The organism is Rhizobium sp. WSM409 (genome assembly GCF_057653825.1).
This window is the reverse complement of the sequence record NZ_JBYGKP010000005.1, coordinates 190019-204026: the sequence shown is the minus strand read 5'-3', so window position 1 is coordinate 204026 and position 14008 is coordinate 190019. Positions and strand designations below refer to the sequence as shown.

At 62.1% G+C, this 14008-nt stretch carries 3 protein-coding genes; all 3 read right to left on the bottom strand.

The features are described 5' to 3' along the window. Nucleotides 1–18: 18 nt before the first annotated feature. Complete coding sequence (locus tag AC25BC_RS33710) at nt 19–5361, bottom strand: DUF4082 domain-containing protein (protein ID WP_128439896.1); 5343 nt, start codon at nt 5359–5361, stop codon at nt 19–21. A 219-nt stretch (nt 5362–5580) separates the two neighbouring features. Beyond that, complete coding sequence (locus AC25BC_RS33705; RefSeq protein ID WP_206642404.1) at nt 5581–6804, bottom strand: GTP-binding protein; 1224 nt, start codon at nt 6802–6804, stop codon at nt 5581–5583. Between the two features lie 50 nt (nt 6805–6854). After that, nucleotides 6855–13874: a DUF4082 domain-containing protein gene (locus AC25BC_RS33700; RefSeq protein WP_128439898.1), complete on the bottom strand. Its 7020-nt coding sequence runs from the start codon at nt 13872–13874 to the stop codon at nt 6855–6857. Nucleotides 13875–14008: the final 134 nt, after the last annotated feature.

Sequence of the window (14008 nt, the reverse complement as noted above, 5' to 3'; positions counted from 1 at the left end):
ACTCCCCGCTCGCTTTTTCTACGCCGCGAGCTGCGGTCTGAATGCTACGTCCACATAGTAGTTTGTGCTGTTATAGCTGGCGCTCGGGAACAACCCGCTCGACCCATAGGCATAGACGCCGTTACTGCCGCTGAGCGCCTTCAAGTCGCCGTTCGTCACATCGGTGCTGAAGTAATTGCCGGTCGCCGAATAATTGCCGTTGGTGCTGTAGGAAACGACATAGGTCGTATCCGCGGCGACCTCGACCTGCTGGGTGAGTGTCGCGGTCTGCCAGCCGCTTGCCGTTTCGTTGCTGAAGGCGACGCTACCGAGCAGCGTGCCCGAGGCAGTCCAGAGATAGCCGTTATGCGGGCCCGTATTGTCGGCACCCTTGTAGAAGCGGATGCCGGTGATCCAGCCTGCCGTATCGGCCTGGAATTTCACGCCGAGATTGACCTGCTGATTGTCGTTGGTGGAGACGATTGCAGGCGTTGCATTGGCGGCAAAGACGTTCTGCTCCGGGCCTGCAGCCGGGTTGTTGATGATGAGCCCAACCTGGGCCGTGGCCGTGCCGCCCTTGCCGTCTGATATCGCGTAGCTGAAGCTCGCCGGTCCCGAATAGGCTGCGGTCGGCGTGAAGGTCACCGTCTGGGCCTGGGCATTGTATGCGACCGAGCCGTTGACGCCGCCGCTGACACCAGTGATCGTGAGCGAATCGCCATCGGCATCGCTGTCGTTTGAAAGCAGCGCCGACGCCTGGATGGTGATCGGCGTGCCCGTATTGGTCGAGTAGCCGCTGTCATTGGCTGCGACCGGAACTGCATTCTGCGCGCCCTGCTGATAGAGCACGTCCACCCAGTAATTGCTGGCATTGTAGGAGGCGGTCGGGAACAGGCTGCCCGTGCCATAGGCATAGACGCCGTTGCCGCCGCTGACCGAACTTGCCGGCGCCGTCAGCGCGCCGCTCGTATAGTCCGTCGTGAAGTAGTTCGCGGTTGCCGAATAGAAGCCGTTCGAATGGTAGCTCGCCACATACGTGACGCCGGCCGTGACATTGATCGGCTGCGTGAAGGAGACCGTCTGCCAGCCGCTTGCCGTCTCGTTGATGAAGGTTGCCTGGCCAAGGAGCTGGCCGCTCGTGGTCCAGAGCGAGCCGACATGCGTGCCGGTATCCTGAGCGCTCTTGTAATAGGTGAGCCCCGTGATCTGGCCGTTGGCGGAAGCGATGAACTTGACGCCAAGTTCGACCGAGTTGGCGTCATTGGCGGCGGCTGCACCCGACGTGTCGGCGCTTGTAAACAAGCTCGAGGTCGTGCCGCCGCCGGGCTGCGAATTGACAGTGAGGCTGACGGTGGCCGAGGCCGTGCCGCCATGGCCGTCCGAGATCGAATAGGAGAAGCTTGCGACGCCCGTATAGCCCGAATTCGGCGTGAAGATCACCGTGTTGGTCTGGCTGTTGAAGGTCACCGTTCCGTTGACCGCGCCATTGGCGCCAGTAATGTTCAGCGGGTCGCCATCGCTGTCGCTGTCGTTGGCAAGCAGCTTGGCCGCGGTAATCGACAGGGCCGTGTTGGCATAGGTCGTGTAGCCGTTGTCGTTGGCGGCAACCGGCACCGTGTTGCCCGTCGACTGGTTGAAGACGACATCGACCCAGTAATTCGACGACTGGTAGCTCTGGGTCGGGAAGGTCGAGCCCGATCCGACGGCATAGACGCCGTTCGTGCCGGCCAGCGCCGTCAGCGAGCCGTTGGTATGCGCCGTGTTGAAATAGCCTGCCGTTGCCACATAGCTGCCGGTCGTGTGGTAGGAGGCGACATAGGTCGCACCCGCCGTGATCTGCAGCGGCGTGGAGAAGGTTGCTGTCTGCCAGCCGGAAAGCGAGTCGTTGGTGAAGGTGACCGTGGCGACGAGCGTGCCGTCGGCCCTCCAGATAGAGCCAGTGTGCACACTGGTGTCGCCGGCGGCCTTGTAATAGCGGATGCCCGAGATCGTGCCGTTTGTGGAGGCGACGAACTTCATACCGAGTTCCATCGCCGTATTGTCGTTGAAGCTGCCGCCGGTCGGTCCCTCACTCCCCGTAAACAGCGTCTCGCCGGCCGGACTTGGCTGAACGGTGAGGCTGACATTGCCCTGGTCCGTGCCGCCGCGACCGTCCGACAGCGTATAGGTGAAGCTTGCCGGGCCCGAATAATTATTCGCCGGCGTGAAGGTGATGGCTCCGGTCTGCGTATTGAGAGCAACCGTGCCGTGGAGCGCATTGCCGACGGCGGTGATGGTCAGCGCATCGCCATTGGCGTCGACATCATTTGCCACGAGTGCGGCAATCGAGATAACAAGCGTTCCGTTATGGCCGATGATCAGCCCGCTGTCGTCGGTGGCGACCGGCTGGCTGTTGGGGCCGGCATCGAACACCACGTCCACCCAATAGTTCGAGCCACCGGGGTTCTGACCGGGGAACGTGCTGGTGCCGCTATAGGCAAAGACGCCGCCGCCATCGACGGCCTGCAACGCGCCGCTGGCATAGGGCTCGTTGAAATAATTCTCGGTGACGGAGAAGAATCCGTTGCTGTGATAGGACGCCACATAGGTCGTGCCGGCGGCGATCTGAATCGGCGAGGAGAACATCACCGTCTGCCAGCCGGAGAGCGATTCACCCACGGACACGCCTGTTGCGAGCAGCGTTCCGTCGCCGGACCAGAGGCTGACGACGTGGTCGCCGGTATTGTAGAAGCCCTTGTAGAAGCGGATGCCCTGCACCGAGCCTGCCGTCGTTGCCTGGAAGCGCAGGCCGAGCTCGACCGGATCTCGATCGATTGCCGTTTCGACCGCAGGCTTTTCCGCCAGCGTCCACAGGCCCTGTGTGCCCGGCAGGGTGACCGTAACCTGCTTGCCGGCCGATGGTGCCTCCAGATTGACGCTGTCGTCGACGGCGCGCGACAAGATCGTATAGGTGCCGCTCGCCTGGACGACCCAGTTATAGCTCCAGCTCTCGCGGCCGGTGGCCTTGAACCAGTGCTGGCCGCCATCGGTGGAGATCTCGACACCGGCAATGATGCCGCCGCCGAAATCCTGCGCCGTGCCGGTGATGGTAACGCGCTGCCCCTCGACAAAGCTTGCGCCGATGATCGGCGAGCTGATCGACGAGGTCGGCTTCAACGCGTCGGTCGATTGAGTCGCGAGAATCAGGCTCGCATCGAGCGTGGTCGGCTGGATGCCCATGTCCGCGAACATGTTGACCATCGCCTGCTGCACGTTGGGATCAGTTGGCGTCTCCGCTCCCTGGTGGTTGGCGTTCAGGCCCCAGGACCAGAAGACGGTGCCGGCGCCGAAGACGAGCGCGCCGCTTTCGGCCCGGTACATGGTGAGGCTGTGGGTCGCCACCGCATCGCCGACCGTCGTGCCGTAGTCGCGCAGATAGGTGCTGACCGCGATGGAGGAGAGCGACAGATTGATGAGGCCATCCGGCCGGAAGCCGTTCTCGACGTCGGAATCCCACTCGTAACCGAGCAGGTTCTGCACCAGATTATAGGTCTCGCCTTCCTGCAGCTCGGCGACATCGGTGTTGCGCCAGAAGCGCAGGTTCGAATAGTCGTAAGGGATGGTGATCGTATCGGAACGGTAGCTGTCCACTTGGAACATCGTGCCGGTCAGCGAATTCTCCGGCTCCTGCCCCGGATCGGCATAGCGCGGATCACGCCAGGTGCCAGTGCCGGTACTGCTCGGGTCCGTGCTCGTGCCCCAGGTTTCTTTATAGCAGACCATCGTGCGGTAGGCCTGACCGCTGCCGTCGATACTGCTTTCCCAGCGCACCTTCCAGTAGCACTCGTTGCCGCTCCAGAAGGCGAGGTTTACACCCGCATCGCGGGCCGCCTCGACATTGGCGCGCTGCTCGGCCGACCAGTATTCGTCATGTCCGACTGAGAGATAGGCATCATGGTTCAGCAGCAGGCTGCCGCTGCGCGTCGCATCGACGCCGGAGATATAGGAAACATCGTAGCCGTTCTGCTCCAGCCACTGGATAGCCGAAGACTCGACGCCGAAGATGAAATCATGCGAGCCGCCGATCGGGCTGGTATTGGTGATGATTGGGCGGTTGTAGCTGACGGCCGAGGCGCGGCCGATCGCGGTCAGCCCGCAGCTGCAGTTCGGCGGCAGGTAGCCGATCATGTCGGCCGGATCGACGGGGACTTCGCCGTAATAGAGGCTGGCGCCGCCCCAGGCATTATAGGCCTGCCAGGTGGTATCGGATGTCTGGAAGACGATATCGCTGGTCGAGGCATCGTCGCGCACGACGAAGGGGATGATGCTTGCATCCTCGGTGCCATCCTCGCGCACGAGCTTGGCGAAATAGACGCCCGAAACGGCGTCGTCGGGAATCTCCCAGCTCGCCGATACCGACCAGTTGCCGCAATCGATGAGGCCGAGCGACATGTCGACGATCGGGTGCGGCTGGATCTGCGCCGATGTCAGCGATTGCTCTATCGAGTCGACCTTGCGCGCGCCGGCTCCGCCGTAATAGCCAATGCGGTAAATATCGATGCGGTAGTGGGTGGAATCGGTGGCGATCTTGAAATCCACCGTCTGGCCGATATTCGTGCTGATTTCGGTGGCAAAACCCTGAATGGTGCCACCGCCATCGCCCTCCAGACCCCACTCGCTGATCGGGTTGCCCTGTTTCAGGTTTTCGAGCGCGATTTTGTTGGGCGTCGCCGCAGCCGAAACCGCCGCCATCGGTGCCACCGGTGCCGCCAGTGCCCCCAATGCTGTCGGTGGCGCGGTCGTCTCAGCAGAAACGTCCTGGCTCGGCTCCAGAGAGACAGATGCTATCGAGGCCTGAAGGCGCAACGAAGTCGTGCCGAGACTGCTGGAAGAGCTGACCGGCGCCGCCGTCTTGGCGCTTCCGGTGTCGGCATCGCTGGTAACACCCGTCAGCGCGGGAGCGGCAGGCAGTGTGGCCGCCTCCTCGGAGGGATCCGGGGCAAGCACGGTGCGTTGCGATGTCGAGGAAGGCGTCTGGAACACCGTCGCAGCAGACGCTGTCTTCGTGACACTGTCTTGCGCGCCGCTATCTCCCGCAGCCGCCGGCATCGCCGTCGACGATGCGGAGGACGATTGTAGGTCGCCTGATGAAATCAGGGAAGATGTGACAGTGCCGGAGAAAGAGGATTGGACGGTTGCGCTGTCCTGATTGGCAAAGCCGTAGGAACCCTGAGTGCTTGAAGACACCACGGTCGCAGTTCCAACCAATGCGGTCCAGACAGAGGGTGGGTGACAGACGCTCGGCGTGCCGCCGGCAGTACTTAGATATTCGCGATTCCTCACATGAAATCTCAGCAAGAGCGGCGTCCCCGTTTCCCGTCGACCAGCATTGGAAGACTTCATCCTGCCAGCTTTCGAAGGGGAACGTACGACAGCAATCTGGGGTATTGGGGTGATACTGCGTACTCCGATATGATGACCCACACCGCATACCCGACCGAAAAGGCCGAAAAGCTGCCTCCGGCTACTGCTCGGCGGCCGACTCTGGGTGAAGAGAAATTCTAGTTCGGTATTGTCTCGCCGGTCCGGCCGGTCGAGCCGGTATACCCGCGTCGACCCGTGCTACCAGGCCGGAAACGGATCTTCGAGAGCCGACCAGTCCCGCGGGTCCGAGTTGGCCAGGCAGTCGTCCAACGCGGTCCGGACGCCTGTCTCGTCCATATCAACACCGATGAACACGAGCTCCTGCCGACGGTCGCCCCAAGCGCTGTCCCATCGGCTCTCGAGTTGCTGGCGAAACCGTTGATGGCTCGGCCAGTCTTGTCGGGGAACGGCCGCCCACCAGAGCCCCATAGGTTCACAGCGCCGTTGCACCCCGGCAACCGACATCAGACCGACGTGACGCGGGCGCGTGGCAAGCCAGAAATGGCCTTTGGCGCGTATTACCCCCGGCCAAGGCTCGTCCAGGAATGCTCGAAACCGCTTGGGGTCGAAGGGACGCCTCGTGCGATAGACAAAGCTCGATACCCCGTATTCCTCCGTCTCCGGAACATGTTCGCCCGGATTGTACAGCTCCTTGTGCCACAACGGGTGAGCAGCGGCTTTTGCTTCATCGAAGAGGCCCGTACTGAGGATGGTTGCAACAGAAACCTTGCCGAAGTCGGTCTCCACCTGGCGGGCATCCGGGTTGAGTGCGGCCACCGTCTTGCGAACTTCCGCGCGGACCTCTTCGCTCGCATCCGAGATCTTGTTGATCACGACAATATCGGCAAACTCGATCTGGTCCACCAACAGGTCGATGAGCGTCCGCCGGTCGTCACCGTCCCGCTGCAGGCCGCGATCGCGAAGCAGATCAGCGCTGCTGTAGTCGGCCAAGAGGCTTGCGGCGTCGACGACGGTCACCATCGTGTCGAGTCTCGCAAAATCGGAGAGCGAAACACCGTTCTCGTCGCGGAATGAAAAAGTTGCCGCGATAGGGCATGGCTCCGCAATGCCGCTCCCTTCGATCAAAAGATAGTCGTATCGCCCCTCTTCGGCCAGTCGCCGCACTTCCGTCAGGAGATCGTTGCGCAGGGTGCAGCATATGCAGCCATTGCTGAGCTCGATCAACGTCTCCGTCGTATGCGACAGGTTACAGCTGCCGTCCCGAATAAGACTGGCATCTATGTTCACTTCGCTCATATCGTTGACGATGACCGCGACCCGCAGGCCCTCGCGATTGGTCAACACGTGGCTGAGAAGCGTCGTCTTGCCGGCGCCGAGAAAACCCGAGAGCACTGTCACCGGCAACCGGTCGATGCTCGTTATCAGCATCCCTTGAATGAGGGCATTCGGAGCGACTGTCATTTGCGTTTTATGAGCCTCATTCGAAACCGTCTCTAATCTCGTTCGACGCGTTAAGCTGCAAGCTGCGGCCGGAAGACCACATCGGCATAATAGTTTGCCGAGTCAAAGGTGCTGGTCGGGAAGAGACCTGTGGTGGCAGATCCGCCGTAAGCATAGACGCCATTGCCGCCAGCCGCAGCGCTGGATAGCGCCGATAGCGGACCGTTGCTGACGCCGTTAGCGAAGAAGCCATTGCTCGCCACGTATGCGCCGGTGGTGTGGTAGGAGGCGATATAGGTGGTGTTGGCGGCGATGGTGACGGGCGTTGTAAAGTTCACCGTCTGCCAGCCGCTCGCCGTGGTGTTGGTGAAGGTGGCGGTGGCAAGTTTGGTGCCGGTGGTGGTCCACAGATCGACGACGTTCTGTCCGTTGTCGTTGGCGTTGCGGTAGAACTTGATGGCGGTGACATCACCGATAACGTTCGACTGGAATTTGACGCCGACCTCGAGCTGCTGACCGTCGTTGAGGTTGGTCTGAGGTGTGCTGGAGGCGTTGAACAGGCTGTAGGTCGCAGGCGCCACTGTCGCAGTGATATTGAAGGTCTCGTTGGCGGCAAGGCCGCCGAGGTCGGTTGCCGTCACCCTGACGCCATAGGTGCCGGATGTCGTCGGTGTGCCGCTGAAGGTCCGCGTCGTGGCGTTGAAGGCGAGCCAGGCAGGCAGTGCCGTGCCATCGGCAGCCGTTGCCGTGTAGGTCAGCGTTTCGCCGCTATCGACATCGGTGAAGGTCGTCGTCGGCAGCACGAACGAGAAGGCTGTGCCGACGCTGGCGTTCTGGGCAGCCGTCTGGACGGCCAGCACCGGCGCGTCGTTGGCGCCATGGATGGTGACGGTCAGGTTTGCCGTGGCGATGGCACCGCCAGTGTCGCGCATCGTGTAGCTGAAGACATCGCTCAGCGTGTTGGTCGACTGCCGCAATGCCTGCACGGCAGCATTGGTCTCATTGACGGCATAACTATAGACGCCCGATGCACTGAGCACGAGACTGCCGTAGGTACCATTCAAGGCCGTGCCGAGCGTGCCTGATGTCGCGCCGAAACGGATCGCCGTCACCGCCTTGGTGTCACCGGCATCCGCATCGGTGTCGTTGGTCAGCACGTTGCCGCTGGCAACCACGCCGCCCGAACCGTTGCCGACGCCACCCTTCTCGGTCGCATCCCCGGCATCGGCAACCGCCGTCGGCGTCGTGTTGCCAGGCGTCGACACGGCGATGTTGAAGGTCTCGTTGGCGGTGAGGCCGCCAAGGTCGGTCGTCGTGACCCTGACGCCATAGGTACCAGTCGTCGTCGCCGTTCCGGAGAAGGTCCTCGTCGAGGCATTGAAGCTCAGCCAAGCGGGCAGCGCCGTGCCATCGGCGGACGTTGCCGCATAGGCCAGCGTCTCGCCGCTGTCGACATCGGTGAAGGTCGTCGTCGGCAGCACGAAGGAGAAGGCAGAGCCGACGGTGGCGTTCTGGCTAGCCGTCTGGACCGCCAGCACCGGCGCGTCGTTGGCGCCGTGGATGGTGACAGTGAGGCTGGCCGTGGCGGTGGCGCCGGCCGTGTCACGCATCGTGTAGCTGAAGACATCGCTCAGCGTGTTGGTCGACTGCCGCAATGCCTGCACGGCGGCATTGGTCTCGTTGACGGCATAGCTATAGACGCCCGATGCGCTGAGGACGAGACTGCCATAGGTGCCGTTCAGTGCCGAACCGAGCGTGCCGGTTGTGGCGCCGAAGCGGATCGCCGTCACCGTCTTGGTGTCACCGGCATCCGTATCGGTATCGTTGGTCAGCACATTGCCGCTGGCAACCACACCACCCGAACCGTTGCCCACGCCACCCTTCTCGGTCGCATCCCCCGCATCGGCAACCGCCGTCGGCGTCGTGTTCGGTGTTGTCGATGCCGGACGGAAGACCACATCGGCCCAATAATTGGCAGCGTTGAAGGTGGCATTCGGGAAAATGCCAAGGGTGGCAGATCCGCCGTAAGCATAGACGCCATTGCCGCCAGCCGCAGCGCTGGATAGCGCCGATAGCGGACCGTTGCTGACGCCGTTAGCGAAGAAGCCATTGCTCGCCACGTATGCGCCGGTGGTGTGGTAGGAGGCGATATAGGTGGTGTTGGCGGCGATGGTGACGGGCGTTGTAAAGTTCACCGTCTGCCAGCCGCTCGCCGTGGTGTTGGTGAAGGTGGCGGTGGCAAGTTTGGTGCCGGTGGTGGTCCACAGATCGACGACGTTCTGTCCGTTGTCGTTGGCGTTGCGGTAGAACTTGATGGCGGTGACATCACCGATAACGTTCGACTGGAATTTGACGCCGACCTCGAGCTGCTGACCGTCGTTGAGGTTGGTCTGAGGTGTGCTGGAGGCGTTGAACAGGCTGTAGGTCGCAGGCGCCACTGTCGCAGTGATATTGAAGGTCTCGTTGGCGGCAAGGCCGCCGAGGTCGGTTGCCGTCACCCTGACGCCATAGGTGCCGGATGTCGTCGGTGTGCCGCTGAAGGTCCGCGTCGTGGCGTTGAAGGCGAGCCAGGCAGGCAGTGCCGTGCCATCGGCAGCCGTTGCCGTGTAGGTCAGCGTTTCGCCGCTATCGACATCGGTGAAGGTCGTCGTCGGCAGCACGAACGAGAAGGCTGTGCCGACGCTGGCGTTCTGGGCAGCCGTCTGGACGGCCAGCACCGGCGCGTCGTTGGCGCCATGGATGGTGACGGTCAGGTTTGCCGTGGCGATGGCACCGCCAGTGTCGCGCATCGTGTAGCTGAAGACATCGCTCAGCGTGTTGGTCGACTGCCGCAATGCCTGCACGGCAGCATTGGTCTCATTGACGGCATAACTATAGACGCCCGATGCACTGAGCACGAGACTGCCGTAGGTACCATTCAAGGCCGTGCCGAGCGTGCCTGATGTCGCGCCGAAACGGATCGCCGTCACCGCCTTGGTGTCACCGGCATCCGCATCGGTGTCGTTGGTCAGCACGTTGCCGCTGGCAACCACGCCGCCCGAACCGTTGCCGACGCCACCCTTCTCGGTCGCATCCCCGGCATCGGCAACCGCCGTCGGCGTCGTGTTGCCAGGCGTCGACACGGCGATGTTGAAGGTCTCGTTGGCGGTGAGGCCGCCAAGGTCGGTCGTCGTGACCCTGACGCCATAGGTACCAGTCGTCGTCGCCGTTCCGGAGAAGGTCCTCGTCGAGGCATTGAAGCTCAGCCAAGCGGGCAGCGCCGTGCCATCGGCGGACGTTGCCGCATAGGCCAGCGTCTCGCCGCTGTCGACATCGGTGAAGGTCGTCGTCGGCAGCACGAAGGAGAAGGCAGAGCCGACGGTGGCGTTCTGGCTAGCCGTCTGGACCGCCAGCACCGGCGCGTCGTTGGCGCCGTGGATGGTGACAGTGAGGCTGGCCGTGGCGGTGGCGCCGGCCGTGTCACGCATCGTGTAGCTGAAGACATCGCTCAGCGTGTTGGTCGACTGCCGCAATGCCTGCACGGCGGCATTGGTCTCGTTGACGGCATAGCTATAGACGCCCGATGCGCTGAGGACGAGACTGCCATAGGTGCCGTTCAGTGCCGAACCGAGCGTGCCGGTTGTGGCGCCGAAGCGGATCGCCGTCACCGTCTTGGTGTCACCGGCATCCGTATCGGTATCGTTGGTCAGCACATTGCCGCTGGCAACCACACCACCCGAACCGTTGCCCACGCCACCCTTCTCGGTCGCATCCCCCGCATCGGCAACCGCCGTCGGCGTCGTGTTCGATCCCGACGTGGTAAACATCACATCGACCCAATAGTTCGTCGACTGGAATGTGCCTGTGGGGTACAGGCTGGCGCTGCCATAGGTGTATACGCCGTTGCCGCTGGCCGGTGCCGTCAGAGGCCCACTCGTCACATTGGAGATGAAGTAGTCGGCGGTTGTCGAATAGTGACCGGTATTCGTGTGGTAAGACGCTGTATAGGTTTGTCCGGCCGTCAGCGCCACCGGACTGGTGAAATAGGCGATCTGCCAGCCGCTGGCGGTCTCGTTGGTGAAGGTGAGGGTCGCAAGCCGCGTACCGGTGCTAGACCATAAAGAACCGGTATGCGTGCCCGTATCCTGGCTGCCCTTGTAGAAGCGAATGCCGGTGATGGTCCCTGCCAAAGAGGTCTGGAATTTGACACCGAGTTCTACGGCTGAGGTATCGTCGGTGTTGACGACCGCTGGCGTCGCCGAACCGAAGAGAGACGTGTAACTCGGTCCGCTGACGGTGACCGTTCGCCCGGCCGAAGGTGTTTCAAGGTTGATGTTGTCGTCGACGGCGCGGGACAGGATCGTGTAGCTACCGGCGACTTGCGGCGACCAGGAATAAGTCCAGTTCTCATCACCCGTCGCTGGATGCCAGCTCGCGCCGTTGTCGGTCGAAACCTCGACGCTGGCCACTACCCCGCCGCCCGTGTCGGCAGCGGTGCCCGTAATCGTCACGTTGGTTCCGACGGCCACCGTCGGGGGCACCGTGATGACGGACGTCGGTGCAACATGGTCCGTGGAACCGGTTGTAGCGACAAGCCCGGATTGCAGCGTCCCAGGCTGAATGCCCATATCGGCAAGCAGATTGACCATCGCCTGCTGTACGCGGGGATCGGTCGGAGTCGCCTGGTTGTCGTGATTGTCGCTCAGGCCCCATGTCCAGTAGACCGTCCCGGCGCCAAACACCAGCGCACCGCTCGGCGCACGATAGAGCGTCAAATTGTGGGTCGAGGTCGCATTGCCGGTCGTGTTTCCGTAGTCGAGCAAGTAGGTGCTGACCGGAAGCGTCGTCGACGACAGCTTGACAAGGCCAGCCGGATCGAAGCCGTTGTCGACCGCTTCGTCCCATTCGTAACCAAGATAGTTTTTGGTGAGCGTTGCGGTCTGGCCAGGCTGAAGATTGGCAACACTCGTATTGCGCCAGAAGCGCAGGTTGGCGTCGTCATATCCGACCGTGATCGCGGCGAGATTGCTGCCGACATCATCGACCTTGAACAACTGTCCAGTCAGCGAGTTTTCCGGATTGCCGCCGCCGACGGCGGGTGGGCTGAGGCGCGGATCACGGAATGTGCCTGTCCATTCGTTGGAAGGGTCGATGCTCGCGCCGGGCGAAAATGTCTCCTTATAGGTGATCAGAGTGCGATAGGGCGTGCCATCGGCGCTATAGGCGTTGCCCCAACGGGTGCGCCAATAGACCTCGTTACCGCTCCAAAACATCAGGTTGACGCCCGCATCGCGCGCTGCTTCGACATTGGTCCGCTGCTGTCCAGACCAGTATTCGTCATGCCCCGCATCAACATAGGTCTTGTGATTGAGCAACAGGCTGCCATAGCGGTCGGCGTCGACACCCGACAGGTAGGAGACGTCATAGCCGTTCTGTTCCAGCCAGTAGATACCCGCATATTCGGCGCCGAACAGATAATCCTGCGGACCGGCAAAAGTGCCAACCCCGCCGCGGGTCGCGATCGGTCTGTTGTAGCTGACCGCATAGGCGCGACCCGCACCCTGCCCCGTCGCCGGACCGTTGCCGCCGTAGAGGTTTGCGCCACCCCAACCGTTGTAAGCTTGCCAGGTCTGGTCTGCCGTCTGGAAGACGATGTCGCTGTGGCTGTCGTCGTCGCGCACGATGAACGGGATGTGATTTTCGCCGGAGGTGCCATCCTGACGCACCAGCTTGGCGATATAGACGCCTGATACGGCGTCCTCGGGTGCGGTCCACGAGGCCGACACGGCCCAGTTTCCAGCATCGACCGTGCCGGTCGTGGCATTGCGCAACGGATTAGGTTGATTCTGCAATCCAGTATGCTGAATGGTGTCGACCTTGCGCGCGCCCATGCCGCCATAATAGCCGAGCCGGTATATATCGATCCGATAGTTGGTGGAATTCGTATTGATCTTGAAGCTGATCGTCTTGCCATTGTCGACGCTGATGTCGGTCGCAAATCCCTCGATGTTGGAGCTACCGGCACCGTCGATGCCCCACTCGCTCTCTGGGTTACCCAGCTTCTGATTTTCCAGCACGATCAGGTTGCTTGCCGCAGCCGCGGCCGCGGCCGCCAGATTTTGCGGCGTCAACGACCGCTGCGTTGAAGGTGGCGTCGTCACCGAGCCGGAAAGAGTGCCGATACCCTTGGATGTGGCGGTGCCCGTTCCGATTTCTCCGCCGCCTGGCAACGATCCGTTCAAGATCGGCGAATCCGTCCACGTTGCGGTCCCGCGCCAGCCCGAGAGAGGGGAAAGGTTACGATCGAGAAGCGGGTCGCTGATCGAGGCGCCGATGGCCCGCTTGATCGTCGATACAAAGTCCGGCCCCTCGGTCAGCCTGGTTCCGGGTAATTGACCGTCCTGTTGAAGCACGGCGCCGCCATGGGCCCAATCGAGAATACGCGTAGGGGAGGTAAAGTAGCCGCATCCGCACACACCAAAGGGCATGCCAAAAGCCAGCGAGTTAACTCCATCATGCTGCGCGGTCGCCTGCGCTGACGGGCTCGATTCGAGGATGACGACGTTGCCCGAGTGCGCACGCTCGCCCGTCACCGCGGCAGAACCTTGTCCCGAAACTATCGGTGCAGGGCTTTGCGACAGATACGGAGCCAAAGGATCGTCGCCTATGAGGCTCATTCCAGCGTAAGTGCGATAAAGGGACGATTGAGCCCCGAATGCGACTCCGTGCGTGTCCCGCTCGAAACCTGCAAAACCAGGCGTGTCGCCGGTTCGAACCCCTGTCTCGCGATTTGCTGCGAAAGCGTCAGGCAGGGCAGGCAAGGGCAGCGCTAGGTGGTTGATATCCACCCCACCGTCCGCGTCGCCAATCACGCCCCCACCCGGTCCAACATCATGCTCATTGAGCGCGGCGTTGCTGTCGGGATTGTCGACCAGCGTACCATCATGCTTGTTTCCATCCGCCGTCTGCACGGATGTCGCAAGTTGAGCACTATCCCCGCGCTTATCCGCAGGCTTGCCAGGCCTTCCCTTTCCGCCGACGGTCAGCCATCGGGAAACCAACGAATCCAGTAGGAGTGAGCGTGATGTCCACCGGCGAGCGTTGCGATACATGGCGGGGCCCTCTCTCGCGAGATTATCGGGATCGATTCTACGGGGATCGTTTGCTACGAAGCCCTGAATGATAGCCCAAAAATAAGCGAGTAGGTCCTACGCCTTTCGCTCTACAGGCGGCATCCTTTGGGCAA

What these genes read in the sequence shown, in the direction of transcription:
- AC25BC_RS33710 (WP_128439896.1), bottom strand. Translation starts at nt 5,361, where the DNA reads ATGAAGTCTTCCAATGCTGGTCGACGGGAAACGGGGACGCCGCTCTTG.
- AC25BC_RS33705 (WP_206642404.1), bottom strand. Translation starts at nt 6,804, where the DNA reads ATGACAGTCGCTCCGAATGCCCTCATTCAAGGGATGCTGATAACGAGC.
- AC25BC_RS33700 (WP_128439898.1), bottom strand. Translation starts at nt 13,874, where the DNA reads ATGTATCGCAACGCTCGCCGGTGGACATCACGCTCACTCCTACTGGAT.